This is a genomic window from Lysinibacillus sp. BSL11 (genome assembly GCF_052928325.1).
The window spans coordinates 1-25,641 of sequence record NZ_JAVGCX010000005.1; the positions used below are offsets into that span (position 1 = coordinate 1).

Genomic DNA, 25,641 nt, shown 5'->3' on the forward strand with positions numbered 1-25,641 from the left:
GTTGTCTTGCCAAAGGCATCGCTGGGTAGCTATGTGTGGACGGGATAAGTGCTGAAAGCATCTAAGCATGAAGCCCCCCTCAAGATGAGATTTCCCATTACGCAAGTAAGTAAGATCCCTCAAAGACGATGAGGTAGATAGGTTCGAGGTGGAAGTGTGGTGACACATGGAGCTGACGAATACTAATCGATCGAGGACTTAACCAAAAAAGTTTGAAACATTCAATGTATCGTTTATCTAGTTTTGAAAGAATAAATCTTTCTAAAAAGAGAGCTTCTAGACACTGCAATACACCGTGTATAGGAAGGTCTACCATAGTCTAGTGATGATGGCAAAGAGGTCACACCCGTTCCCATACCGAACACGGAAGTTAAGCTCTTTAGCGCCGATGGTAGTTGGGGGCTTCCCCCTGTGAGAGTAGGACGTCGCTAGGCGCAAAAAGTCGCTGCTGATACACTCAGTAGTGGCTTTTTTTATTTGAGCCGACTATTTTTTATTCATAAATACATAAAAGAAGGTATCCTCAATGGATGCCTTCTTTTTTTGATACTTAACTTAGTGTGTATGAACTGTAGTAGCTCGAAGTTCGATACGGCGAATTTTCCCTGATGTCGTTTTTGGTAACTCATCAATAAAGACGATACTACGAGGGTATTTATAAGGGGCTGTTAACGCTTTAACATGCTCCTGTAGCTCCTTTGTTAACTCCTCTTCATTGCATTCTTTGAAACCTTCTCTTAAGATAACAAATGCCTTTACAATATGCCCCCTAATTTCATCTGGCGCAGCTACAACTGCACATTCTTGTACAGCTTCATGTTTGTTTAATGCATCTTCAACTTCAAATGGTCCGATCGTATAACCAGATGAAATAATAATGTCATCCCCACGACCTTCAAACCAGAAGTAACCGTCTTCATCACATTTTGCTTGATCACCTGTAATATACCAATCCCCACGAAATGCAGCTTGTGTGCGCTCTGGTTCTTTATAATATTCTTTAAATAAAGCTGGTGAAGATTTGTGAACAGCAATATCACCAACTTCGCCAACTGGTGCTTCATTCCCTTCATTGTCGATAATACGTACAATATTACCTGGAGTTGGAACACCCATAGAACCAGGACGTAATTCTGTGTTTTCGAGTGTACCAATTAATAATGTGTTTTCTGTTTGTCCATAGCCGTCACGTACTTTTAGTCCAAAATGATTCATAAATGTTTCGATAACTGGACGATTTAAAGGTTCACCTGCAGAAACGGCACTTCGTAGAGATGACAGATTGTAGTCTTGTAAATTATCGATTTTCGCCATAATCCGGTATTCTGTCGGTGTACAACATAGAACATTAACTTTTTCATCCTGCATTAATTGAAGATAGGTTTTTGCATCGAATCCACCATGATAGACAAAAGCAGTAGCGCCGAGCATGATTGTTGATAAAAAAGGACTCCATATCCACTTTTGCCAACCAGGAGCAGCTGTTGCCCACACGAGGTCCCCTTCACGTACACAAAGCCATTTTGAAGCTGCAGTTCTAATATGTGCATATCCCCAGCCATGTGAATGAACAACGCCTTTAGGTTTACCAGTTGTACCAGATGTATAAGAAAGGAATGCCATGTCATCACGTGTAGTAGCTACAGTTGTAAATGTAGCTGGCTGCTTGCTTGCTAATTCATCTAAAGAAGTCCAATCTCCTTTCGCAGCACCGATCACTAGTTTATTTTTCAATGCGTATACAGAAGAAGTTATTTGATCAACTTCACTAGTAAAAGCCTCATAAGCAATAACTGCACTAGCAGAAGAATGTTCCATCCGATATTCTAAATCGCTTGCACGTAGCATCTCTGAACATGAAATAGGTACGATACCAGCCTTTAAGCAACCTAGAAAAACGAAATAGGCTTCAGGAAGTCGAGGAATAATAACTAATACACGATCACCTTTTTGAAGCCCCTTCTCCGTAAAAGCGTTTGCGTACTGATTCATTTTTTGGTTAAGCTCGACATAAGAAACTGTACGTCTCTCTTGTTGAGTATTTAACCAACGTATTGCTTGTCGATCACTATCTTGCGAAAATTTTTCTAATTCCTCTGTGATGTTATAAAATTCAGGTGCAATTAAATCATTTGATACCATATTGAACATCCTCCCCCAGACAATTTGATAGAAAATTCATAAAACTATTTTTATTTTAACAATTACAATAATATACAGCAAGAATATTTAGTACGTTAAATAGAAATATTAGAATTAATAGAGAACTATTATGCTTTCAGACGAATATAGGAGCAGTCTTCGACAAAAAATATAAAAATTTTCACAAAATGTGTTGCATTATTTATAATGCTTGCTATAATAATAAATGTACTTAAGAGGTTGTCTAAAACCAAAGTGAATAGCATTGTTCCGAAGTAGCTCAGTTGGTAGTAGCACCTGACTGTTAATCAGGTTGTCGCAGGTTCGAGTCCTGCCTTCGGAGCCATTTTTTTGTCCTTTTTCATAGGCTATAATACATAAAATAATTTGTGAAAAAGCATTGCAATTATTAATTGAAAATGTTATTATAATTCTTGTCTTGTTTAAGACGTAATATTGGCCCCTTGGTCAAGTGGTTAAGACACCGCCCTTTCACGGCGGTAACACGGGTTCGAATCCCGTAGGGGTCACCATTTAAAACATAGGCTTTATAAAGAAAATAAACTGTGATATAACACCTGTTTATATGGAGGATTAGCTCAGCTGGGAGAGCATCTGCCTTACAAGCAGAGGGTCGGCGGTTCGAGCCCGTCATCCTCCACCATTCTTTTTGTGTTATTTCGGAGGGGTAGCGAAGTGGCTAAACGCGGCGGACTGTAAATCCGCTCCTTAGGGTTCGGCGGTTCGAATCCGTCCCCCTCCACCAGTTTTATAAATGATTGGGGTATAGCCAAGCGGTAAGGCAACGGATTTTGATTCCGTCATGCCTAGGTTCGAATCCTAGTACCCCAGCCATTTTTTCTTTTATGAGCCATTAGCTCAGTTGGTAGAGCATCTGACTTTTAATCAGAGGGTCGAAGGTTCGAGTCCTTCATGGCTCACTTTTTTAGAATGAAAATTATTTAAAAGTGTTATATTAACTACAGATAACTAATCTCTTGCTGAAAACAGTAGGAGATTTTTTTATGTTATTTAAATATGAATAAATATGCAAGTTTTTGTTGAGTTGAGCCAAGTGGTATGTAGGCTTTACAATAATCTTATAACTTTTAGGGGGTATAAAAACATGAATAAACTTAATATTTCTATTATTGGAGTACCAACAGATTACGGACAAACACGCCGTGGTGTAGATATGGGACCAAGTGCTATTCGATATGCAGGTATTGTTGAACGTTTAGAGGCTATCGGACACGATGTTCAGGATCAAGGGGATATTCGTGTCAGTCAAAAGCTTGCTGACGGAGCTGTGGATGAAAAATTATTAAATTTAGAGGAAGTTGTAGATGTTAGTACTGCATTAGCAAATAGTGTGCATGAAGTAGTGGAACAAAAGAAATTCCCACTCGTATTTGGTGGAGACCATAGCATTGCTATTGGAACATTAGCTGGATTAGGTGAGCATTACAAAAATCTCGGCGTTATCTGGTATGACGCTCATGCAGATTTAAATACACCTGAAACAACACCTTCAGGCAATATACATGGGATGCCGTTAGCCGTTAGTATTGGGCTAGGACATGAACGTTTAGTGCAAATTCGCAACTATGCTCCAAAAATTAAGCCTGAAAACGTGATTATTATTGGAGCTCGTTCAGTAGACCCGGGAGAGCGTGAATTGATTCGTCAACAAGGAATTAAGGTATATACAATGCATGAAATTGACCGACTTGGCATGACACGTGTAATGGAAGATGCACTTGCTTATTTAAAGGAACGAAATGTTGATGGCTTACATTTATCACTTGATTTAGACGGATTAGATCCACTTTATACGCCAGGTGTGGGTACACCAGTTCCAGGCGGAATTACGTACCGAGAAAGCCATTTAGCAATGGAAATGTTACAAGAATCAGGCATGGTAACTTCAGCAGAGTTTGTAGAGGTAAATCCTATATTAGATGAAAAGAATACAACAGCAAATGTGGCTGTTGCATTAATGGGATCTTTATTTGGCGAAACACTAGTTTAAAGAAAATTTGACAAAAAATTGCCTGTTGCCACATTGCATAAAAATCTTTTGCTATAATTGAATTAAAACGAAACTTTTCTTATCGGTGCTTCGTATAGTATAAGACAGTTGTAAAGGTGGAGAAGTCAACACAATGGATGCGTTAGTAAATAAGAGAATAAAACAAGTGCTTAAAGGCGATCAAAACGCATTTGCCGATATTGTGAGTCTCTATCAGCACAAACTGTACCAAGTATGCTATCGAATGTTAGGCAACAAACAAGAGTCTGAAGACATTGCTCAAGAGGCTTTTGTGCGAGCTTATATGAACTTGCATACATTTGATCAGAAAAGAAAGTTTTCAACGTGGCTTTATCGCATAGCGACAAACCTCTGCATTGACCGTATTCGAAAAAAGAAACCGGATTATTATTTAGATGCAGAAGTAGCTGGTACAGAAGGGCTTGATATGTATTCGCAAATCGCAGCAGACGACCAGCTACCAGAGGAGCAGTTAGAACAAATGGAGCTGCAAGATCGCATTCAATATGAAATTGGACGATTGCCGGATAAATACCGTTCGGTTATAGTATTGAAATATATAGAAGAGTTATCGTTACAAGAGATTAGCGAGATTTTAGATATGCCGCTTGGAACGGTGAAAACGAGGATTCACCGCGGACGTGAGGCATTACGTAAGCAATTAAACAATCTGTAGGAGGGGGAGCGTCATGAATACTTGTCCAGAGCATATTATAGACTATATGCATGATTATTTAGACGGTGACATTAGTCGTGAGCATGAGCAAGAGTTGAAACAACACTTGCATACATGTAATGATTGTAAACAGTTGATGCAAGAATTGAGTGAAACAATCGCCTTTGTGAAGAGTGCTTCCCATATTACAGCGCCTCCGGGTTTTGAAGCAGCAGTTATGGCTCGTTTACCAAAACCAAAAAGTCGAGTAGGTATACAAAAATGGATTCGCCGGCATCCTTTCTTTGTGGCAGCAGCAGTATTTTGCCTATTCATGAGTGCTACATTATTGGGTAGCTTCATGGATGACCAGCATTTCTCAGTAACCAAACAACCTAATTTAGTTGTGGATGGTCAAACAGTGATTGTCCCTGAAGGAGAAGTGGTAAAAGGCGATATTGTTGTAAAAAATGGCGATTTGATTGTTGAAGGTGAAGTTGATGGCAACGTCACAGTAATCAACGGGCAATATATGGCATCTTCAGCGGTAGTTTCAGGGAGAATCGAAGAAATTGACGAAGTATTTGAATGGTTATGGTATACAATTAAAAATTCTGTTAAGACAGCCATGACATTTGAGGAAAAAGAAGAAACTAAATAACACTCTATACGTCCTAAAAAATAGTGCACGTGAGAGGCTGAAAGGTCTACTCTTCTGAGTAGACTTTTTATTTGAAAAAAGTTACATTTGATAAGAATGTGATATACTTGAATGTGTATGGATTCGTAATGAAAAGTGGGGGATGCCACGTGCAAATTATCGAACATTTCACGGATTTAACGCCTGTGAATATTGTTATTAACTTCATTGATGTACTGCTCGTTTGGTACGTTGTTTATAAAGTCTTAACCCTCATTAAAGGTACGAAGGCTGTCCAATTACTTAAGGGAATATTCGTCATTATTATTGCACGAATTGCAACAGACCTTTTAGGGTTACAAACACTTGGCTGGATGCTACAACAAGTTATTGAGTTTGGTTTCCTAGCGATTATTATTATTTTCCAACCTGAAATCAGACGCGGTTTAGAACAAATTGGACGAGGAAAGCTATTCCAACGCTCATCTAGTCAAGAGGAAGAAGAACAAACAAGACTTATTGAGGCAATGAAGAAGTCTGTAAGTTATATGGCTAAACGTCGAATAGGTGCGTTAATTTCTATTGAAAAAGAAACAGGCCTTAATGAATATATTGAAACGGGTATAGGGCTAAATGCTGAAATTTCATCAGAATTACTGATTAATATCTTTATACCAAATACCCCGCTACATGATGGGGCTGTTATTATGCAAAAAGATAAAGTGACGGCAGCGGCTTGTTATTTACCTTTATCTGAAAGCCCATTTATTTCAAAAGAGTTAGGGACACGCCACCGCGCTGCTCTTGGCTTAAGCGAAGTTACAGATGCTATTACAATTGTTGTTTCAGAAGAAACAGGCGCAATTAGCATAACTTTAAATGGTAATCTCCATCGAAATCTTTCTCTAGAGGAGTTCGAAACATTATTACGAAAAATGTGGTTCGGATCAGTTCAAGAATCAAATGCATCCTCTAAGTTGACTTGGAGGGGGAAAAAGAATGGATAAAATGATGGATAGCCCTTGGGTACTTAGAATCATCGCGCTATTTTTAGCATTTTTGCTTTTTTTCTCAGTGCGTACCGAGTTGTCACCTTTAAATAAGGCTACCTCAAATGAACAAACGGATGTTATTCGTGATGTTCCAGTGGATGTTTATTACGATAATGAGAATCTTATTGTGACAGGTTTACCAGAAACTGTGGATGTAACGATAGAAGGTCCGATGGCATTGGTTTTAAAAGCAAAGGGAGCTAAGGATTTTTCAATATTCGCGGATTTGAGCAATTTATTGCTGGGAGAGCATGATGTAAAACTGCAATACGAAAATATTTCAGATAAGTTAAAGGTGACATTAGACCCTGCAACTGTTCATGTGAATATTGAGGAAAAGGTCACACAGGAGTTCCGAGTGGACCCTGAAATGAACAAACGTTTAATCGAAGAAGGTTTTATCTTAAAAGAAATGACGGCCAACCCGCCAACTGTTTATGTAACAGGTGCAAAAAGTGCTATTGAAAGCATTAGTTATGTAAAAGCAACTGTTACAGGTGAGCAAGGCTTGAAGCAATCATTCACACAGGAAGCAGCTGTAAAAGTATTAGATAGAGATTTAAATAAGTTAGATGTGACTATTGAACCTGAAATTGTGAAAGTTCAAGTAGATATAGCGGAGTATAGTCGAGAGATCCCAGTTGTCCTTAAGGAAACAGGGCAAGCTGCCGAAGACATTACCATTAACTCATTAACATTTACACCAAAAATGATCAAAGTGTATGGTAGAAAATCAATTATTGACAGTTTAACATCCATTCCAATAACAGTTGACCTGTCAAAAATTACTGAGTCCAAAACTTATGAATTTGATGTAAAATTACCAGATGGTGTGACAAAAATATCTGACAAGAAAATAAAAGTGAAGGCAGATATTACAAAGGTTGAACAAGAAGAACAGCAGAAAACACCAGCTTCTACAGAGGAATCACCACCTCCAACTGAAGAACCTGATGTGACAGATGAGAGTACTACAACTGATAAAAATACGTCAACTGAGGAATCGGAAGATATTGATTCTTAAACAATATGTGACTATAATTTTATTTTGATTCTAAATCAAAAATCCAATCAGGTTTGTAATTCAGGTTCCATCAAACAAACTGGCAGAGTGGAATATTAATAATTACCAATGAATGAACAAAAGCAGACTTTTCCAAAAGTAAGCGGACAAGTGTCTAATGTTTGATAGAAACTCACTAGGCACTGTCTTGCATTGAAGGAGAGAATAAGTAGAATGGGTAAATATTTTGGAACAGATGGCGTCCGTGGCGTCGCGAATAGTGAATTAACACCAGAATTTGCATTTAAACTTGGTCGTATAGGTGGCTATGTTTTAACAAAAGATGCAACTGACCGTCCAAAGGTTTTAATTGGTCGTGACACACGTATTTCAGGTGAGATGCTTGAAGGTGCACTTGTGGCTGGTCTTTTATCAATTGGGGTAGAGGTAATGCGTCTTGGTATTATTTCAACACCAGGTGTGGCATACCTTACTCGAATTATGAGCGCAGATGCAGGCGTCATGATTTCAGCTTCACATAACCCAGTTGCAGATAACGGTATTAAATTCTTCGGTCCTGATGGCTTTAAGCTAACAGATGCACAGGAAGCGGAAATTGAAGAGTTAATTGATGCGCAAGAGGATACATTACCACGTCCTATAGGAGCAGATTTAGGATCTGTAAGTGACTATTTCGAAGGTGGTCAAAAATATATTCAATACTTAAAGCAAACAGTGGATGAAGAATTTGATGGTATCCATGTAGCGCTTGATTGTGCACATGGTGCAACTTCATCTTTAGCTACACATTTATTTGCCGATTTAGAAGCTGACATTTCTACAATGGGTGCTTCTCCAACTGGCTTAAATATCAATGATGGTGTAGGCTCAACACATCCAGAAGGACTAGCTAAATTTGTTACTGAAAAAGGTGCAGATGTTGGTTTAGCTTTTGATGGTGATGGAGACCGTTTAATTGCTGTAGATGAAAACGGAAAAATTGTTGACGGTGACCAAATTATGTTTATCATTGGTAAGCATTTAAATGCGGTAGGGCGTTTGAAGAAGCAAACAATTGTTTCAACAGTAATGAGCAATATGGGCTTCTATAAAGCTGTGGCTGACAATGGTATGCAAAGTGTACAAACAGCTGTAGGTGATCGTTATGTTGTGGAAGAAATGCGTGCGAATGAATACAATTTAGGTGGCGAGCAATCAGGGCATATCGTCTTTCTAGATTTTAATACAACAGGTGATGGCTTACTGACAGGAATTCAGCTTGTCAACATTATGAAGGCGACGGGTAAAAAGCTTTCAGAACTAGCAGCTGAAATGAAAATCTATCCTCAGCGTCTTGTCAATGTGCGTGTAACAGATAAGCATGCTGTGACCGATAATGCAAAAGTAGCTACAGTAATTGCAGAGGTAGAAGCTGAAATGGCTGGAAATGGTCGTGTTTTAGTACGTCCTTCAGGTACAGAGCCATTAGTACGTGTCATGGTGGAAGCAGCAACAGAAACGGATTGCGAGCGTTTTGTCGAGCGTATTGCAGATGTTGTACGTGTAGAAATGGGCCTAACAGAATAAGAAATATAGTGTAAACCCGATTTCCGTAAACAGGAAATCGGGTTTACTTATTTGAAAGGAATGTTTTAAATAAGCGAGATGGGGAACAGTAATTAGGAGTCACAATAACAAGGAGTGTTTAATTGATATGGCTAAAATTGCTACAGTTATAACAGATATGTTTGAGGACATTGAGTTTACAAGCCCTAAAGAAGCTTTGGAAGCAGCTGGGCATCAGCTAGTAACAATTGATACCGAAGCGGGCAAGGAAGTTAAGGGTAAGCATGGAGAGTCAGTGAAAATTGATAAAGGCATTGATGATGTAAAAGCTACAGATTACGATGCATTATTTATTCCTGGTGGTTTTTCTCCTGATATATTACGTGCAGATGATCGTATAGTAGCATTTGCAAAGTCCTTTATGGATGAAATGAAGCCTACCTTTGCCATTTGTCATGGACCACAACTTCTCATTACTGCAAAGACATTAAATGGTCGTGACGCCACAGGCTATAAATCCATTCAAGTGGATTTAGAAAATGCAGGGGCAATCTTCCATGATGAAGAAGTATTTGTCTGTCAAAAACAGCTTGTAACAAGTAGAACGCCAGATGATCTTCCTGCATTTAATAGAGAAATTGTTAAATTATTAGACAGTAAATAAAGGATAGGCACAAGCATTTTAGATGCTTGTGCCTATTTTGTATTACAATGCTTATCAAAGTGCTTATGTATCGCTTTGTCTACATATTTGTCACGAAAATGCTTTAAGACTAGGTGTTTTTTATAACGAAAATTTGACGGATAGCATATGATTGAGTATGATGGAGAAGTTGAAGATGAGGTCCGACCTTATTCTTTAACGAGCGCCTAAGGAGGGAAGAAAGCGCAAAATCGGAAAACAATTATAGCGCCTGAGCTGAAGAAATCGGACGAAAAGATCTTCAGCAGACGAGGTGGAGGTTTATCGAAAATTCGGCGGATGCCTCCCAATCGACATACCCGATTGTCATTTTCCATTTTGAAAGCATTTGAGTGATTGAATGTACAGAAAATGGAGAAGGTATTGTAAAAGCAATAGATAAATAGATGAAGCTTCACATATCGAAGATCTCTATTCAGTTGGCTGAGTAGCGTGAGTAGCTTGTGTGTATTGGAGTGCTTTATTTTTATAAAAATAAAGCATCGCTTGTACATTCAAAAAAATTCGATAGGATGAGGCCTAGTTTGTCATTGCATTAAATTGACATTATCGGAGGACGAGAATTATGTGTGGAATTGTAGGATATATCGGTGAATCAGATGCAAAGGAAATTTTATTAAAAGGCTTAGAAAAGCTAGAGTACCGTGGTTATGATTCAGCAGGTATTGCAGTACGTAACGAGGAAGGCGTAACGGTTTTCAAAGAAAAAGGGCGTATTGCAGATTTACGAGAAGCGGTAGATGAAGATGTTGCTGCGAAAATTGGTATTGGTCATACTCGATGGGCAACACATGGTGTGCCAAATCGTTTAAATGCTCACCCACATCAAAGTGCATCAGGACGCTTTACACTTGTGCATAATGGGGTTATCGAAAACTATCACTTATTGCAAAAAACATATTTAAAAGGCATTCCAATGAAATCTGATACAGATACAGAGGTTATTGTGCAATTAGTAGAGTTATTTGTGAAAGATGGTCTAAGCACTGCAGACGCTTTCCGTAAAACATTATCTCTATTACATGGCTCCTATGCACTGGCACTATTAGATGCAGAGGCAGCAGATACAATCTTTGTAGCAAAAAATAAGTCACCACTTCTAGTTGGAATTGGTGAAGGCTTCAATGTTGTTGCGTCAGATGCAATGGCGATGCTACAGGTAACAGATCAATACGTAGAGCTTCACGATAAAGAGGTAGTTATCGTACACAAAGCAAGTGTGGAAATTACAAAATTAGATGGTACTGTAGTAGAGCGTGCACCCTATACGGCTGAGCTTGATATGAGTGATATTGAAAAAGGCACATATCCACACTATATGTTAAAAGAAATGGATGAGCAGCCTACAGTTATTCGTAAAATCATTCAAGCATATGAAGGTGACAATGGTGATTTAACGATTGATGCGGAGATTTTAGAAGCATTACGAGCAGCAGATCGTTTATATATTATTGCAGCAGGCACAAGCTATCATGCGGGTCTCATTGGTAAACAATATTTCGAAAAAATGGCTGGTATCCCAGTAGAAGTGCATATCTCTAGTGAATTTGGCTATAACATGCCATTACTTTCAGAACGACCATTATTTATCTTCATTACACAATCAGGTGAAACAGCAGATAGCCGTCAAGTTCTTGTAAAAATTAAAGAGTTGGGCTATCCAACATTAACGATTACAAATGTACCTGGCTCTACGTTATCACGTGAAGCTGACCATACATTGTTATTACATGCAGGTCCAGAAATTGCTGTAGCTTCTACAAAGGCTTATGTGGCACAAGTAGCAGTACTTGCATTAGCAGCCTATGTGACAGCAAAGGCAAATGGCAAAGGCTTAGAATTTGATTTAAAACAAGAGCTTGCGATTGCCGCTAATGGCATCCAAACAATTATTGATTCAAAAGATGTGCTAGAAGACATTGCAGAAGATTACTTGAAAATTGCACGCAACGCATTCTTCATTGGCCGTAATATGGACTTCTATGTCAGCCTTGAAGGTGCCTTAAAACTAAAAGAAATTTCGTACATCCAAGCAGAAGGCTTTGCTGGTGGAGAACTGAAGCACGGAACAATTGCCTTAATCGAAGAAGGTACACCTGTGTTTGCGCTTGTCACACAAGCATCAGTAGGATTAAACATCCGTGGTAATGTCAAAGAAGTAGCGGCTCGTGGTGCATATCCATGTATTATCGCGATGGCTGGCATTGATGAAGATGGCGACCGTTTAGTCATTCCACATGTTCATGAATTACTAACACCGCTTGTATCAGTAGTACCTTTACAATTAATTAGCTACTATGCTGCACTTCACCGACGCTGTGATGTAGATAAACCACGTAACTTAGCTAAATCGGTAACTGTTGAGTAAGAACAAAAATTAGATTTAATGTGTTGTTGAGTTACAATAAAGATGTATACTAGACAAAAAAGTTGTATATTGATTACTTAAAAAGAATACATGTTTGATTATTATGAAATACAAACCTTGGTACAGTGTGTTGCTGTATCAGGGTTTTTGTTTACGTTTTTTTATTACGGGACCCAAATTATATGATCATTTAAAACAAAGTTCAAAGCAGGATTTTACTTATTCAACAATCGGGTCATATAATTGAATATCAATTTTTTAAGATAGTGAGGCTTTTTTCAACTAACTCAATAAAAAAGTATTTAATAAGGACTTATTAATTTGTATACGTCTTTTTTATTTTAGAAAAGTGCATCTTTTTTTGATGGTCGGCTCTCTAATAGATAGGGTGGTGAAAAGGATGGCTGTTAACGAAAAGAAAATAAAACAATCAATCAGAGGGGACCGAGAAGCACTGCTGTTTTTGCTGAAACAAGAAAAAGAGAAGCTTTACAGGACAGCCTATAGCTATGTCCGAAATGAGGCGGATGCTTTGGATGTTTTCCAGCAAACGGTGTTACTGGCAATTGAGTCGGTTCATCAGCTACGAGAGCCAAAGTATTTCAAGACATGGCTGATGAAAATTTGCATCAATGTATCATTAAGTGTACTCCAAAAACAAAAGAACGTAATTTTAATTGATGAATTTAAATTTAACACTCTCTCCACTGAAATCGCAACATCTGATGAAAAGCTGGATTTATTGGATGCCATTTATGGATTAGATGATAAATATAAAACAGTCCTACTCTTAAAATATTATGAGGACTTAACTTTTGAACAAATAGCAGAGGTACTTGGCGAACCGATTGGTACAGTCAAATCGAACGGCAAGAGAGCGTTAGCGAAAATCAAAAAGACATTGAAGGGAGCGTACATAGATGAACGAACAAGACCGATTTAAGGAGGCAATGAATGAAATTTCTGTTCCTTCTAAAGAATTAGATGCCATTTTGGCTGACGCTTTTAAGCTGGAGAAGAAGCAACGGAAATTCCCCTTTATACGAATAATTAAATATACGGCTGCTGTCGGAATTTTATCGATGAGTCTCATTTCATCTGCTTACGTATCACCTGCATTTGCTAACTTTGTAACGAGAATCCCGATTATTGGTCAGGCATTCGACTATTTTATCCAACTGGAAGACTACTATCAAGCATATGAAGAGATTAGTACAGATATTGGTTTAGTCCAAGAAAGCAACGGAATTGAAATAATTATTGAAAAAGCATTTTACGATGGCAATACAGTAACCCTTTCATATGTTATACGAGGTGAAGAAGATTTAGGCTCATCCCCGACTTTTGAGAATCTGCCAACGAATATAGTGAATGGAGGCTATGAAGGAGGGTATGTGAATGGTGTTGGCTATGTAGGCATGATGACGTTGTCTACGCGTGATAAAACACAAGATAAAGTGAATATAGAATGGAGTCCTCAAGCAATTTATTCGGGGGAAAAAGTAATGAAAGGCGACTGGTATTTTGAATTTTCTATAAGCAAGCTAGAAGGAAAACAGATCGTAATTAATGAGAAAGTAAACAAAGAAGGTGTAACGGTCAAGCTAATCGATGCCATCAAAACAGAGGTTAATTTAACGATTAACTACTTACAAGATATCGATCCTGCTGTTCATGAAAGATGGAATTATGTTGAGGCTGAGTTGAGTGCGATTGATAATTTAGGCAATAAGTATAAAGTTCCATATAATGGTGGATCTGGAACGGTAGATGGCGACTCGAGTGAAGATATTACATGGAATGCAACAATTCATGGATTAGATCCCGAGGCAACATCGATTACTTTTTACCCATTCGCTCATGTAAGTAAAAGTCAAGGTGATAGTAAACGAATTGATTTCGAACCTATTAAGATTGAATTAAATTAACTATAGATATGGTATAATATGTATTAAATGTAAGGTGAAATTGTATTAAAATCTAAAATTGCAAGGAGGATTGAGTATATGAGAAGAATTACTATTTTTGCATAGCAAAGGCTATTGCATAATAAAATAATTGAAAATAGCCTTTGCTCTTCCTAAAAGAAATACTAAAAATTTAGGAGTGCAAAAATGAGCTATAAAAAAGCAAAGCATATACTTCCAACTGAGTTGGTGGAGTTAATACAGAAATATGTTGATGGTGAATATATTTATATCCCACGAAGAAAAGATAGTAAAAAGAGTTGGGGGTCCAGTACTGCAACCAGAGGAGAATTGGATCTAAGAAATTCTAATATATATAATGATTATCTATCTGGGTTGAATATAGCTTCTTTGTGTGAAAAATATTATTTGTCATCAAAAAGTATTCAAAGAATTGTATTAAAAGAAAAAAGAAAAAGAACAAATTTTTAAATTAAGCCAATGTGGTTTTATGCCGCATTGGCTTATTTATTTTTATGAAGTAAGTTTGAGGTTTTTTCAAGTAATGTAAGTCAGATATAATCTAATCAACTCTTATAAAAGGTAAGAGGAACCAGCTAATTAATTTTTGAGACCCAGACGTAGTTTATCTAGATTATTGAACTGAAGTGGAAGTATGTATGGGGCGGACATTGTTATTTAAGGAATTGTTTTTTGCAAAATAAATGACTATTAGCAAAGGAATAGGGGGATAGATATGAACAATTTATTTACAATAGATTGTGGTGACATATTACTGAGAGAATTTAGAATTGAAGATGCTGATGCTATTTATGAGCTTACTTCACAACCTGAAGTTTATAATTTTCTGCCAGATTGGCGTTCAACAAAAGAACAACGATTAAACTGGGTCACGAATTATGAAATACCAGACAATAAAAAGTTTTTGTTAGCTGTACCTAATATTAGTGGTGCTAATTATTTGAAGTTGGGAATTATATTGAAGGAAACTGGAGAATTTATTGGTTTCTGCAATACAGGTATTAAAGAAGAGCTGAGTGAACCAAACCGAGAAGTTGTTTATGCAATTTCAAAGCAATACAGTTGTCGTGGATACACAACAACTGCAGTAAAAGGATTGATAAAATATTTGTTTGAGAATACAGATGTAGAGCTACTTAATACAGTTGTTCTACCTCACAATTTAGGCTCAAATAAAGTTATTCAAAAATGCGGATTTCGTATTAATGGAGAAATTGAAATTGAAGACCAAATTCATTTTCATTACACCCTTCACAAAGAGGATTGGAAAGAAAGGGAAAAAATCACTAAGGCTATTGAAATATTCACTAGTGGGAGTGTTTCAACAATAATGTAGACGTTTACTTACTAACCAAGCAACGTTCCTGTAATAAGTGGACGGAATGTTCTTATTAAAACATTTAAATGTGAATAAATGTACTTAAACTAACCGGAGCTTATCTTCAATAAGGTACTCAACAATCGGGCACAATTGTTGAACAACATAGCTGAAAAATGATCAAACTTTTTTATAAAAATCATACTTAACTATAAAGAGTACCGTCATTTTGATCAATCTTTATTCCAAAGCCATGTGTTGTTGAATTTAAATAAAGTCATACCGTCTGTAAAAAAATTACACCATTTTACCTATTTAGAAAATATTAATCTAAAGGGGTGTTTTTATCCATAACGAAACACCCCTTGAAACCGAATAGGAGAGCAACATTTCAAATAATGTTCCTTGATATAATTCTCTATGTAATCTAACTATGTTTGAACAAGGAGATGGAAGCATGGGTAAGTTAACAGGCAAAATCGCTTTAGTTACAGGATCAAGTCGAGGAATTGGCCGCAGTATTGCTTTGCGTCTGGCACAAGAGGGAGCCTTTGTCGTCGTTCATTATGGGAAAAGACGTAATGAGGCAGAAGCAGTTGTTCACCAGATCGAACAAAGCGGAGGAAATGCTTTGGCGATTGGTGCTGACCTTAGTACTTTAGATGGTATTCAAGATTTATTTACTACCTTGGATGCTACTATTCGGGAATATACGGGCGGTGGCGGATTCGATATTCTTGTCAACAATGCTGGAATTGGTCAAATTATCAGTTTAGAAGAGACGACGGAAGAATCATTCGATGAGGTAATGAAGATAAATATTAAAGCACCACTTTTTGTTACTCAGCAAGCTTTACCACGTTTAAAAGATGGGGGACGTATTATTAATATTTCATCTTTTGTAACACGTGTAGCTTCACCAAGTGTTTTCACGTACAGTATGTCCAAAGGTGCAATCGACACATTTACGCGTATTCTAGCCAAACAATTAGGGAGCCGGAATATTACGGTAAACGCCATCCAGCCTGGAATTATTAATACAGAGATGAATGCTGAGACTTTGAAAAACCTTGATGGACAAAAATATGCAGCTGGTCTTTCAATTTTCAACAGATGGGGAGAGCCCGAAGATGTGGCAGATATTGTCGCCTTTCTTGCTTCCTCAGACAGTCGTTGGGTAACTGGTCAATTGCTAGATGCAAGTGGAGGATCTCATTTATAGAACATTAATTATCAAGCTTTGTATGGCATGGTCTTCCCCAATCAGGCACTATTGTTGTATAGGCTGTTCTGTTCTAATTGAATTCACGGAGCGGTGGATTATTAAGTTAATTAAGAACAAAGTAAAAGCGGCTCTCCACAGATATGATGTGGGAGGCCGCCTTTTTGTTATAAGCACAGTCACCATTTATTATTGGTTACATCTGATTCACTTAATTGTATAGAAACAAATTAAGAGATCTATTTAGCTTACGAAGCATTACGCAATGATTTCAGAATTACACTCAAAATGAAAACTAGTATAACTGCTCCAATAAGGGCAGGGAAGATATAGAAATCCGAAATTTTAGGACCCCAACTTCCAAGAAGCATACCACCAATCCATGCACCGATAATACCTGCAATAATATTACCAATAATTCCTCCTGGGATATCTTTACCTAAAATTATACCTGCAAGCCAACCGATAAGCCCGCCAATTATTAAAAACCAAATGAAACTCATACTATCCATCTCCTAATTTTGTATTTTAAATATTTCGTTATAGTGTTTTATAACCTTTATTGAACTCTTTCAAACTATAAGGAGAAAAAAAATAAAAATTAGGAGAAGTTTCAAAGGAGATAGCGGACATTGTCACGATACATACGCTTCATATATTGACCTATTGTATTTACATAACAAATAGAAAGGCAAAAACCTTTTCGTTAATGCCTTTTATTTCACTTAGCTTAAATGGATCTTTTATAAGCATTCATTGTCGAAGTGTATTGAAATATTTTGGGGTTCACTAGTCCCTCACGTAAATCCATCATCCCTAATTGCCCCATTCTACTCAGTAAAGGAATCAACCAACTACCACTTGGGGCACCTTGGAGCACTTTAATTTGGTCGGGTGATAACTTTGAAATTTTACTAGCATTAATTGGTTCTTTTGCAGTTTCTATTGTTTCTTGAAAAGCTTTCAAATCAGTTTTATACATATTTACGCCAGTTTGTTCCGTAAAACCTTTATATCCGTAAGCTCCTTGAAGGATAGTTAACCTTATACTCATATCTTCCCTAGAAACCATCTTTTAATACACCTCTCTCTTCATAGTATTCAAGCATCTTCATATATCTGCTCTTTTATATTATCTGTAACACACTTTTATCATCGGGTGAAAAACGAAATTTATTAACATTATTTAACAATTATTAGTTTATTTAATTAAAAGTTAAGGCTGTAACTACACATAATTAATCGGCTAAAACTTTCCTGTTAGATAAACAAAGTATCTGATTATCTAATGGGGGTTTTTATATTTTTAAGGCTTTTGAATTATAGTATAATCAAGAAATTAAGTGGATTGAAACTAGGCCTTCCTCTGTTATTTTGATAAGTTTTTATGATATTTTTAATTAAAACAATCATGCCAGTCAAATTACCATGAGTTCGCCTATACTACTTAATGAACGATAGCTATTAATTACGGCACTAAAGGTATTTAACCTTTCGATTAAGCACTTGGGAAGTTATTCTGGAATTAAAAATAAATTACTCAAATAGGAGAAAGGTGGTTTGAAATATGAAAATCCGTAAGATTGATCATGTGGGGATAATCGTCAATGATCTTCCTTCAGCTAAAGCATTTTTTCTTGACTTTGGCCTTGAGGTGATAGGGGAAGGAAAAGTGGAGGGTGAATGGGTGAAGAGGATGGAGCAGGTAATAGGGCTTCAAGATATTAAAGAGGACGCTGCAAAATTGCGAACGTCAGCTAGTGACGCAAATCTAGAAATAGTAATGTTGCGAACACCAGACGGTGAGGCGAATATTGAACTTGTAAAATTTAACGCGCCATCAAGTGAAATAGGCATCCAGCATCCTCTAGCAAATACTATGGGTATCCAGCATATTGCCTTCAATGTTGAAGATATTGAAGCCCTCGTTAACAAATTGGTAAAGAAGGGCGCAGAACGTATTAGTGACATTTATAGGTACGAAAACGCCTATAAATTATGCTACGTTCGTGGGCCAGAAGGAATTATTTTAGAGCTCGCTGAAGAAATCAAATAGTATAGCTAATCAACAAGTTTGTTGATATGAAAAGAAACCACTAAAATGGTTTCTTTTTTGTTTCTATAGGGAGCTAATTTTTACGCTTAAATTTCACCATTTTCCCTCTTGAGGCTCTAACTTGATCATATAGTCGAAAACGAATGAATAATTCTTCACTAAACCTGAAGATAAAAAACCAAAAGGCTATCATAATCCTGAGTATTGACATTTATCCAAATAAATTATTGCGTTTTTTTCATTGTTTCGCCCTTTCATAAAATCTATAATAACTCTGTAAATGATAATCATTTTCAATTAAAGATAAATTAGAAAGGGGCAACAAATATGAAGAAATATATAGGAAAGCGAATTATACTATGGGGGAGTTTCCTCCTGTTGCTATTGATATTAGCGGCATGTAGTTCTAATAGCAACACATCTGAGGCGCAGGAAAAGGAAAACGAGAAAAATACTCAATCTGATGTGCAAGCAGAGGAAAGTGAGACAGCTGTTCAATATACAACGATTACAGGTGAACAGGTTGAAATACCTGCAGATCCAAAACGAGTCGTTTATATTGGTCAGACAGTTGGTGATTTCTTGGCGATGGATATTGCGATTGTTGGTAATAATCTTCCTAAAGATTCTCCTAGTTACTATGAAGGCAAACTTGAAGGGATCGTTGATATTGGTAATCCTGCTGACTTAGAGACGATTTTGACTTTAAAACCTGATCTAATTATTAATGGCTATTACAAGGCGGATCCAAATCTTAATGAAGAATTATCAAAAATTGCTACTACGATTCCCTTTAACCCTGCTCTTCCTTATACAGAACGAGTAAAAGAGATGGGGAATATCCTAGGCAAGCAGGAAGAAGTAGCTCAATTGCTTGCTAAGTTTGAAACAAAGTCTAACGAAATGTTTGACAAGTTTCCATTAACAGAAGGGGAGACTGCAACAGTTTTCTATCAGCTAGGTAAGACGCTTTATGTCATGGGTGATCGTAGCCTAGGTGCTATTATTTATGGAAAAAATGGCTTTGCTGTTCCACCAGCAGTACAGAAGAATATTATTGATGTAGAAGGGGTATCTTTCCTAGAGGTTTCCGAAGAGGTGCTTCCTGAGTTTGCTGGTGATCATTTGTTTGTCATTGTACAAGAGGATAGTGAAAGTGAAGCACAAGCTGATCGGTTGCTACAAAGCCCTATATGGGGAACTTTGCCTGCGGTCAAAGAGGGAAAAGTTTATGTTGTTCCTAATGAATGGAATACAGATAATTTATTAGCTTTGGAGCAATTGTTCCAAAAGCTACCAGCGTGGATGCGCAAACAGTAAAAAATGTATCCGCCCAATCAATTTTTAAACCGCTAGTATTCTAAATAGCTCATACTCGAACAATCGTTAATAGTGGGTCATTATATGTTACAATAACGATAATGAGAATCATTTTCAATGTTTGGAGAGTTGCTTATGAATCTGTCATCCTTATATATTAGACTACAACACTATGATCGATTTCAAGTTGACCGACTAATGTCAGCTAATAGCCATAATGAGGGAATAAATAATCATGAAACAAATTTATGTACATTATTGATAGCACTCAGTCCTGACATACGACTATATGTAGACAAAATGGCAATCGATCTACGACAAGGAAGCTGCACGCTCATTTTACCTGTACAAAGCTACACGGTAGAGTCAAGAAACAAAGAGGCACAGCTTGCTCGCTTTACCTTTGAAACCTTTGAGGTAGAAGGAATGACCTTGAACCGAATTGCTCATCCACCCTTGCTTTATGGTTATCCCTATCATCTGTTATTTTCTCAAGTCAAGCAGGTATTAGGAAATGAAGCATGGATAAATAATCGATTTTGTTCCTCTCTATCCACATTAGAAATGGCCATGTTGCAAGGTAGACTTCAGCAAATTCTAGCTATGATGGTTCAGTTAGATGAACAAGCTAACCTGTTACAGAACGAAGAAAAGACAAAATTGGTTCAACAAACTGTACAGTACATAGAACAGCATTATGATGAGGACTTGACAGTTGAACAATTAGCTAACATGGCTGGAATGGTAAGATGGCAATATAGTCAAAAGTTTAAAGTATTGACCGGTAAAAAGCCGACTGATTATTTGACTTATGTACGTATAAACCAGGCAAAAAAACTTCTTAGTAATTCCACTGAGCCATTGAGAAAAATAGCTCGACAAATTGGGTTTAAGGATGAATATTATTTTAGTCGATGCTTTCATAAATTAACTGGAAACACCCCACGTGAATATGCAAACATTCACCTTTATACTCCAGAAAGAACAGTTATCGATTCATTTGGTAGAAAGATTCATGTTCCTAAAGATGCAACACGTATTGTGACTGATGGCAAATTTACACTTGGGGAATTACTTGTTCTAGGCATACCCCCTATAGGAGCGGCCATCTCAATCATGAAAGATAACGTGGTTTATCACAATAAATTAAGGAACATTCATAGTATTGGGCATTGGGTCGATCCGGATAAAATAGCTCAGCTGCAGCCAGAGTTATTATTGCTTAGCTATTTTCATCCTGAACATGATTTGCAGAAACTAGATGCGATTGCGCCTACTATTATACTGAGTAGCAAGCTTAGTCTATTTGAGCGGTTACGATATATTGCTAAACTATTTGAACGGAGTAAAGCGGCAGAGAAGTGGATTACTACATATGAGAACAAAGTAAGATTGTTACGTAGGCAATTAGCAGATGTTTATGTTGCTGGGGAGACGGCGACTGTTTATCTCAAGTTAGATACTAAATATTATGTTATGTGTCAGACTGGATTGGCTGCCAGCTTGTATGAATCTCTTGGCTTTCGTCCTACTCCTAAGGTAATGCTGCTAATCGAGCAAGGGCAAGCATGGATAGAAATTCAGCAGCATCAAATAAATCACTATGCTGGAGAGCGTAATTTTATCTTGTCTTCCCCCAAAGAATTACTAACGATTACTCACTGTCCACAAATTTCCACGTTAATCGAGCTAGCTCCAGGTAAGACTCATTTCATAGATTTTACATGGAATCATTGTGATCCCATTACACGTGAACGGTTGTTAGAGGTACTACCGTCTATTTTTAAGAAGAAAATTATTCGATAATCAAAAATTAAAACTCGATACATTAGCTGGATCGAGTTTTTGCCATTAATCGTATAATTGCTCAAAAAATAATCCTGATATAAATCTTTAAAGCCTGTATGAAATTTCTGGTATAATTACATATATCTATGTTTATTTTAAGGAGTGATTTTATGAAAAAGCTATTTATAATAACTAGTTACTTAGGGTTTTTTATAGTAGGAGGTTTGACTTTTACCTACTTTTCAACAACGGAAGCAGCAAGTGACCTGAAAAAGATTAGCGTGTCTCAGGATCCAATTAATTACTATGTAGATAAGGTTGAGAAAGTACCGCCAGAAGGTCAAGCTGGATTTAATTATCAAGGCACAATATATGTCCCAATGCGATTTATTGCTGAATCTTTAGGTGAAGAAGTAACATGGGATGGGAAAACAAAATCCGTTTATATTGGTGATGTTCCAAAATTCATCGCTTTAAAAGATGTAAAACCTATTGGAAGTGATGAAGACCACTTCTTCCACAATCCAAGCTCTGTCATTATTAGTACAGGTGAAAAATTTGAGCGATCCTATCAGCTTGGTGGTTATCATGGAGGAGGCGCAGTTCAAGACCATGCAGTGGAATACTTAGCCAATGGAAATTACAAGGGATTCGAAACCTATTTGGCACCAATTAAAAAATTAGCAGCTAATTCCTTTGGAGCAGGTTTCTTGAAAATTTACGCAGATGGTAAATTAGTTTTTGATAGTGGAGCAATCAAAGATAAGGTAAAGGTTCATGTTAATTTAGATGGAGTTTCAAAGGTGAAGTTTGAACTGGAAGGCAGTGGTTTAGGTATATTAAATCCTAAATTTATTCAATAAACCTTCTACCTATTAAACAAAAAAGACGATGACATAATAATTTGTCATCGTCTCATTAAATTTAACCTCTTCATAACTATTTCAAAATAGAGAAATGTCAATACATATTTGTAAATATTTACACTTTTACTTATAAAATAGTTGGATAGTATATGGTATAATTTCATACGATACTGATACATAAAATAGGAAAAGGGAGAGAAAAGAATTTGATGAAAAAGATAATGAAACGAACGAGTGCAGCGTTGCTTGGTGCCTCATTAATGCTGACGACAGTTGTCCCTGTGATTCATGCTGAAGAGCAAACAACACCCCTAGTACCGTCGATAAGCGAATGGGCAATAGAAACATTAAATGAGGGCGAAAAATACGGGATCTACTCAACTGATTGGTACTTCGATGGTTTTCTTCAGGAAATTCCAGTGGACAAAGTAAATGAACTACTAGCTTTAACAGAAAAGAAGATTGCCTCTCTAGGCTTAGCTGAAAATAAACAATACAAACCAGTAAGTGTGAAAAACGATAATACACGTGGTGATATTGTCAATCGCTTGTATAATATTGTAGCACGGTATGATTTACCTGTTGGTACAGATGCTGTTCAATTTATGAAAGAGCAAAATATATTACAAGGCTCTCCAAATGGACTGCAGCTAGAGAAAAAGGCAACGACTCAACAGGCTGTTTTACTAGCTGTTCGTTTCATTCAGAGTACATATGCCCTTGCAGAGCAAGGATCTAAAGGGGTAGCCTGGGTAGTAGAGGACGAGGATACGCTTATCTACTTATTAGGTTCTATTCATTTAGGAACACCAGACTTATATCCATTCGATAAGAAATTAGTAACGGCGTTCGATGAATCGGATGCACTGCTAGTAGAGGCGAATATCTTGGATACGGAAGCACTTGAATACTATTCAGAAAAAGCAATGTATACAGACGGCTCAACATTGAAAGATGCTGTAGCACCAGAAACATATGCGAAGCTTGAACAAGTGGCAAAGCTTTATGGTCTTCCAATGGACCAGCTAACAGTTCAAAAGCCGTGGATGCTTTCTAGCACATTATCGATGCTAGCTATGGACGATTCCTTTGGTATGACACCACAAGAGATGGCAATGCACGGTATTGATGTCTACTTTTTATTAAATGCACAGTTGCAGCAAAAGCCAGTGATTGAATTAGAAGGTACAAGAGCACAGGTTGATATGTTTGAAGGATTATCACCAGAGGCACAGGAGCAGTCATTAGTCGCTGTACTGGATAGTATCATTCATCCAGCGGAAGAAAATCAATCTGAAGTACTTCAAGAGTGGTTTACAAGCTGGAAGCAAGGAAATGTTGAAGAGTTTGCAAAAAGCTTCCAAGCAATGGAAGGTACATCATCTGAATTTAATGAAATGCTATTTGGTCTACGTGATGAACAAATGGCCAAGAAAATCATGAATGTACTGGAAGAAAAAGAAGGTAAGTACTTTGTTGTTGTTGGTTCAGGTCACTTCCTAATCGATAAAAATATTCGCTATCATTTAGAGAAAAACGGCTACAAGGTAAAGCCATTTTATCAATAAAGAAAAAGTAAAAAGGCAACCCAAAGCTATGAACTTAGCTAAGGGTTGCTATTTTTAGTTGCACCGATATTCATCGATAGATATGATTATCTAAGGGAATACTTTTATGTCAAAAAAGACCAATCATTCATTTTGGTGATAGAAAGGGGACTTATGAGCATTGCTAGGAAGTATTGGCTCATGCTATTTGGCTTTGGTTTCTCGTATTTAGGAAATTGGGTGAATCTAGTTGCCCTCAATTTATTAGTTTGGCATTTAACAGAGTCGCCTACTGCTATGGCGAGTATATTTATTGTAGGACCGATTGCTCGAATTTTAACAAGCTTTTTTGCAGGCTCCATTATTGATCGATCGAATAAACAAAAATTAATGATCTATAGTGATATTATTCGTGGCATATTGATTTTATTGTTACCTTTTACGTCCTCTATTTGGCTCATCTATTGCGTATTATTTTTATCTAATATAGCAAGTAGCTTTTTTGGACCAAGTAGTACCTATTATATTTCAAAATATATTCCAGACGAAGATAAACAATCCTTTAATGCAATATTAGGAATGTTTAGCTCAGGCTCATTTTTAATTGGGCCAGCATTGGCTGGGTTTATCATTGCCATTTCCAATGTATACGTAGCGTTTTGGTTTAATGCATTGACGTTCTTTATCTGCGCGCTCTCTATTTTTAAGCTTCCTGCAGTAGAAGATCATCAGGCCATGCACCGAAAACCTATTACTTGGAGGATGCTAAAAGAGGATTATGGTATTGTCTACGCTTATATTAAAAAAGAGCAAGTCTTTGCCAAAGTATTTCTTTATTTTCAAGGTGCATTGATGATTGCCTTTGCATTAGACTCACAGGAAGCAACATTTATTAAACAAAACCTACAAGCTTCAGATAGTCTATACGGTGTCATCGTTAGTATCGCTGGGATGGGGGCAATAATTGGTGGAGCAATGGCTGCTCGCTATGCAAAAAGGTTTTCAACAAGACAGTATATTGTTTATGGTCTGCTTTTGACCACAATTTGCTATACATTGTTTTACTCTTCACCGAATGTGATAATGGCGATTGTTAGCTTTATAGCATTAGGAATATGTATGTCATTTTGTAATGCAGGCTACAGCACCTTTTATCAAATAAGTGTACCCACATCAATTATGGGCCGTTTTGGTAGTGTTTCCACAATGGTCATTAATGTGCTACAGATTGTCTTTACGTTAGCCTTAGGATTGCTAGCGGAATGGCTCTCCCTACAAATGGTCTGCATCGCCTTTGGAATCGTAGCAATTTTCATCTCTCTAGTTTTATATGTATTTATGCATTCAAAATCTGCCTATGAAGGTTTGAAGGAAGAGATTGTCTAAAAGTCCT

Annotated in this window: 22 protein-coding genes, 6 tRNA genes and 2 rRNA genes; 27 read left to right on the top strand and 3 right to left on the bottom strand. The window is 37.1% G+C overall.

Annotation, left to right across the window (positions count from 1 at the left end):
• Positions 1–206: ribosomal RNA gene (locus RCJ95_RS06800) — 23S ribosomal RNA — on the top strand; the annotation flags it as partial.
• Between the two features lie 112 nt (positions 207–318).
• Positions 319–434, top strand: a 5S ribosomal RNA gene (rrf, locus tag RCJ95_RS06805).
• Between the two features lie 121 nt (positions 435–555).
• Here rrf and mbcS read toward each other — a convergent pair.
• Positions 556–2,142, bottom strand: a complete 1,587-nt coding sequence (gene mbcS, locus RCJ95_RS06810) for an acyl-CoA synthetase MbcS (protein WP_274770633.1) — start codon at positions 2,140–2,142, stop codon at positions 556–558.
• 269 nt (positions 2,143–2,411) lie between these two features.
• Here mbcS and RCJ95_RS06815 point away from each other — a divergent pair.
• The 19 genes from RCJ95_RS06815 to RCJ95_RS06905 all read left to right on the top strand — a co-directional run bounded on the left by RCJ95_RS06815 (position 2,412) and on the right by RCJ95_RS06905 (position 16,671).
• Positions 2,412–2,488 (top strand) — tRNA-Asn (locus RCJ95_RS06815).
• A gap of 112 nt (positions 2,489–2,600) precedes the next feature.
• Positions 2,601–2,675 (top strand) — tRNA-Glu (locus RCJ95_RS06820).
• 55 nt (positions 2,676–2,730) lie between these two features.
• Positions 2,731–2,806, top strand: a tRNA-Val gene (locus tag RCJ95_RS06825).
• An 18-nt stretch (positions 2,807–2,824) separates the two neighbouring features.
• Positions 2,825–2,908, top strand: a tRNA-Tyr gene (locus tag RCJ95_RS06830).
• Between the two features lie 14 nt (positions 2,909–2,922).
• Positions 2,923–2,997 (top strand) — tRNA-Gln (locus RCJ95_RS06835).
• Positions 2,998–3,010: 13 nt separating this feature from the next.
• Positions 3,011–3,083 (top strand) — tRNA-Lys (locus RCJ95_RS06840).
• A 185-nt stretch (positions 3,084–3,268) separates the two neighbouring features.
• Entirely contained in the window at positions 3,269–4,174 is a 906-nt protein-coding gene (gene rocF, locus RCJ95_RS06845) for an arginase (RefSeq protein WP_004225412.1), read from the top strand.
• Positions 4,175–4,307: 133 nt separating this feature from the next.
• The gene (gene sigW / locus RCJ95_RS06850; RefSeq protein WP_004225410.1) at positions 4,308–4,871 is read left to right on the top strand and encodes an RNA polymerase sigma factor SigW; all 564 of its coding nucleotides are present in this window, start codon (positions 4,308–4,310) and stop codon (positions 4,869–4,871) included.
• Positions 4,872–4,884: 13 nt separating this feature from the next.
• On the top strand, positions 4,885–5,511 hold the full coding sequence (locus tag RCJ95_RS06855) for an anti-sigma factor family protein (protein ID WP_004225400.1): 627 nt from the start codon (positions 4,885–4,887) through the stop codon (positions 5,509–5,511).
• A 149-nt stretch (positions 5,512–5,660) separates the two neighbouring features.
• Entirely contained in the window at positions 5,661–6,497 is an 837-nt protein-coding gene (gene cdaA, locus RCJ95_RS06860; RefSeq protein WP_009370548.1) for a diadenylate cyclase CdaA, read from the top strand.
• Positions 6,490–7,566, top strand: a complete 1,077-nt coding sequence (locus tag RCJ95_RS06865) for a CdaR family protein (RefSeq protein ID WP_257520802.1) — start codon at positions 6,490–6,492, stop codon at positions 7,564–7,566. Before cdaA ends, RCJ95_RS06865 begins: the two co-directional genes overlap by 8 nt.
• A 213-nt stretch (positions 7,567–7,779) precedes the next feature.
• A complete protein-coding gene (glmM, locus tag RCJ95_RS06870) occupies positions 7,780–9,132 on the top strand; it encodes a phosphoglucosamine mutase (RefSeq protein ID WP_257520801.1) in 1,353 nt (450 codons plus the stop codon).
• Positions 9,133–9,259: 127 nt separating this feature from the next.
• Complete coding sequence (locus tag RCJ95_RS06875) at positions 9,260–9,775, top strand: type 1 glutamine amidotransferase domain-containing protein (RefSeq protein ID WP_312129417.1); 516 nt, start codon at positions 9,260–9,262, stop codon at positions 9,773–9,775.
• 604 nt (positions 9,776–10,379) lie between these two features.
• A complete protein-coding gene (glmS, locus tag RCJ95_RS06880; RefSeq protein WP_054549731.1) occupies positions 10,380–12,182 on the top strand; it encodes a glutamine--fructose-6-phosphate transaminase (isomerizing) in 1,803 nt (600 codons plus the stop codon).
• A gap of 400 nt (positions 12,183–12,582) precedes the next feature.
• Complete coding sequence (locus RCJ95_RS06885; RefSeq protein ID WP_337976597.1) at positions 12,583–13,125, top strand: sigma-70 family RNA polymerase sigma factor; 543 nt, start codon at positions 12,583–12,585, stop codon at positions 13,123–13,125.
• Positions 13,103–14,110 carry a DUF4179 domain-containing protein gene (locus tag RCJ95_RS06890; protein ID WP_446722066.1) on the top strand — a complete coding sequence of 336 codons (1,008 nt, stop codon included), beginning with the start codon at positions 13,103–13,105 and terminating at the stop codon, positions 14,108–14,110. The genes RCJ95_RS06885 and RCJ95_RS06890 overlap by 23 nt, the downstream gene beginning before the upstream one ends.
• A 186-nt stretch (positions 14,111–14,296) precedes the next feature.
• Positions 14,297–14,581, top strand: a complete 285-nt coding sequence (locus RCJ95_RS06895; RefSeq protein ID WP_107894599.1) for a CD3324 family protein — start codon at positions 14,297–14,299, stop codon at positions 14,579–14,581.
• A gap of 265 nt (positions 14,582–14,846) precedes the next feature.
• Positions 14,847–15,467 carry a GNAT family N-acetyltransferase gene (locus tag RCJ95_RS06900; RefSeq protein WP_337976599.1) on the top strand — a complete coding sequence of 207 codons (621 nt, stop codon included), beginning with the start codon at positions 14,847–14,849 and terminating at the stop codon, positions 15,465–15,467.
• A 439-nt stretch (positions 15,468–15,906) separates the two neighbouring features.
• A complete protein-coding gene (locus RCJ95_RS06905) occupies positions 15,907–16,671 on the top strand; it encodes an SDR family oxidoreductase (protein WP_446722067.1) in 765 nt (254 codons plus the stop codon).
• Positions 16,672–16,919: 248 nt separating this feature from the next.
• Here the strand turns inward: RCJ95_RS06905 and RCJ95_RS06910 are convergent, their stop codons facing one another.
• Both RCJ95_RS06910 and RCJ95_RS06915 read right to left on the bottom strand, forming a co-directional pair.
• Positions 16,920–17,174 carry a GlsB/YeaQ/YmgE family stress response membrane protein gene (locus tag RCJ95_RS06910; protein WP_004225307.1) on the bottom strand — a complete coding sequence of 85 codons (255 nt, stop codon included), beginning with the start codon at positions 17,172–17,174 and terminating at the stop codon, positions 16,920–16,922.
• 227 nt (positions 17,175–17,401) lie between these two features.
• Positions 17,402–17,743: a hypothetical protein gene (locus tag RCJ95_RS06915; RefSeq protein WP_446722068.1), complete on the bottom strand. Its 342-nt coding sequence runs from the start codon at positions 17,741–17,743 to the stop codon at positions 17,402–17,404.
• Positions 17,744–18,238: 495 nt separating this feature from the next.
• Between RCJ95_RS06915 and RCJ95_RS06920 the strand changes: the two genes are divergently transcribed.
• The 6 genes from RCJ95_RS06920 to RCJ95_RS06945 all read left to right on the top strand — a co-directional run bounded on the left by RCJ95_RS06920 (position 18,239) and on the right by RCJ95_RS06945 (position 25,634).
• The gene (locus RCJ95_RS06920) at positions 18,239–18,727 is read left to right on the top strand and encodes a VOC family protein (RefSeq protein WP_274770622.1); all 489 of its coding nucleotides are present in this window, start codon (positions 18,239–18,241) and stop codon (positions 18,725–18,727) included.
• Positions 18,728–19,054: 327 nt separating this feature from the next.
• On the top strand, positions 19,055–20,047 hold the full coding sequence (locus tag RCJ95_RS06925; protein WP_274770621.1) for an ABC transporter substrate-binding protein: 993 nt from the start codon (positions 19,055–19,057) through the stop codon (positions 20,045–20,047).
• Between the two features lie 135 nt (positions 20,048–20,182).
• A complete protein-coding gene (locus RCJ95_RS06930; protein ID WP_446722069.1) occupies positions 20,183–21,853 on the top strand; it encodes a helix-turn-helix domain-containing protein in 1,671 nt (556 codons plus the stop codon).
• Positions 21,854–22,005: 152 nt separating this feature from the next.
• Entirely contained in the window at positions 22,006–22,698 is a 693-nt protein-coding gene (locus tag RCJ95_RS06935; RefSeq protein ID WP_337976602.1) for a stalk domain-containing protein, read from the top strand.
• Positions 22,699–22,910: 212 nt separating this feature from the next.
• The gene (locus RCJ95_RS06940; protein WP_446722114.1) at positions 22,911–24,269 is read left to right on the top strand and encodes a TraB/GumN family protein; all 1,359 of its coding nucleotides are present in this window, start codon (positions 22,911–22,913) and stop codon (positions 24,267–24,269) included.
• Between the two features lie 153 nt (positions 24,270–24,422).
• The gene (locus RCJ95_RS06945) at positions 24,423–25,634 is read left to right on the top strand and encodes an MFS transporter (RefSeq protein ID WP_221681765.1); all 1,212 of its coding nucleotides are present in this window, start codon (positions 24,423–24,425) and stop codon (positions 25,632–25,634) included.
• Positions 25,635–25,641: the final 7 nt, after the last annotated feature.

What these genes read in the sequence shown, in the direction of transcription:
- RCJ95_RS06895 (WP_107894599.1), top strand. Translation starts at nt 14,297, where the DNA reads ATGAGCTATAAAAAAGCAAAGCATATACTTCCAACTGAGTTGGTGGAG.
- RCJ95_RS06855 (WP_004225400.1), top strand. Translation starts at nt 4,885, where the DNA reads ATGAATACTTGTCCAGAGCATATTATAGACTATATGCATGATTATTTA.
- RCJ95_RS06935 (WP_337976602.1), top strand. Translation starts at nt 22,006, where the DNA reads ATGAAAAAGCTATTTATAATAACTAGTTACTTAGGGTTTTTTATAGTA.
- glmS (WP_054549731.1), top strand. Translation starts at nt 10,380, where the DNA reads ATGTGTGGAATTGTAGGATATATCGGTGAATCAGATGCAAAGGAAATT.
- RCJ95_RS06920 (WP_274770622.1), top strand. Translation starts at nt 18,239, where the DNA reads ATGAAAATCCGTAAGATTGATCATGTGGGGATAATCGTCAATGATCTT.
- RCJ95_RS06940 (WP_446722114.1), top strand. Translation starts at nt 22,911, where the DNA reads ATGAAAAAGATAATGAAACGAACGAGTGCAGCGTTGCTTGGTGCCTCA.
- glmM (WP_257520801.1), top strand. Translation starts at nt 7,780, where the DNA reads ATGGGTAAATATTTTGGAACAGATGGCGTCCGTGGCGTCGCGAATAGT.
- sigW (WP_004225410.1), top strand. Translation starts at nt 4,308, where the DNA reads ATGGATGCGTTAGTAAATAAGAGAATAAAACAAGTGCTTAAAGGCGAT.
- RCJ95_RS06900 (WP_337976599.1), top strand. Translation starts at nt 14,847, where the DNA reads ATGAACAATTTATTTACAATAGATTGTGGTGACATATTACTGAGAGAA.
- RCJ95_RS06875 (WP_312129417.1), top strand. Translation starts at nt 9,260, where the DNA reads ATGGCTAAAATTGCTACAGTTATAACAGATATGTTTGAGGACATTGAG.
- RCJ95_RS06915 (WP_446722068.1), bottom strand. Translation starts at nt 17,743, where the DNA reads ATGGTTTCTAGGGAAGATATGAGTATAAGGTTAACTATCCTTCAAGGA.
- rocF (WP_004225412.1), top strand. Translation starts at nt 3,269, where the DNA reads ATGAATAAACTTAATATTTCTATTATTGGAGTACCAACAGATTACGGA.
- RCJ95_RS06945 (WP_221681765.1), top strand. Translation starts at nt 24,423, where the DNA reads ATGAGCATTGCTAGGAAGTATTGGCTCATGCTATTTGGCTTTGGTTTC.
- RCJ95_RS06925 (WP_274770621.1), top strand. Translation starts at nt 19,055, where the DNA reads ATGAAGAAATATATAGGAAAGCGAATTATACTATGGGGGAGTTTCCTC.
- RCJ95_RS06930 (WP_446722069.1), top strand. Translation starts at nt 20,183, where the DNA reads ATGAATCTGTCATCCTTATATATTAGACTACAACACTATGATCGATTT.
- RCJ95_RS06910 (WP_004225307.1), bottom strand. Translation starts at nt 17,174, where the DNA reads ATGAGTTTCATTTGGTTTTTAATAATTGGCGGGCTTATCGGTTGGCTT.
- RCJ95_RS06890 (WP_446722066.1), top strand. Translation starts at nt 13,103, where the DNA reads ATGAACGAACAAGACCGATTTAAGGAGGCAATGAATGAAATTTCTGTT.
- mbcS (WP_274770633.1), bottom strand. Translation starts at nt 2,142, where the DNA reads ATGGTATCAAATGATTTAATTGCACCTGAATTTTATAACATCACAGAG.
- RCJ95_RS06905 (WP_446722067.1), top strand. Translation starts at nt 15,907, where the DNA reads ATGGGTAAGTTAACAGGCAAAATCGCTTTAGTTACAGGATCAAGTCGA.
- RCJ95_RS06865 (WP_257520802.1), top strand. Translation starts at nt 6,490, where the DNA reads ATGGATAAAATGATGGATAGCCCTTGGGTACTTAGAATCATCGCGCTA.
- RCJ95_RS06885 (WP_337976597.1), top strand. Translation starts at nt 12,583, where the DNA reads ATGGCTGTTAACGAAAAGAAAATAAAACAATCAATCAGAGGGGACCGA.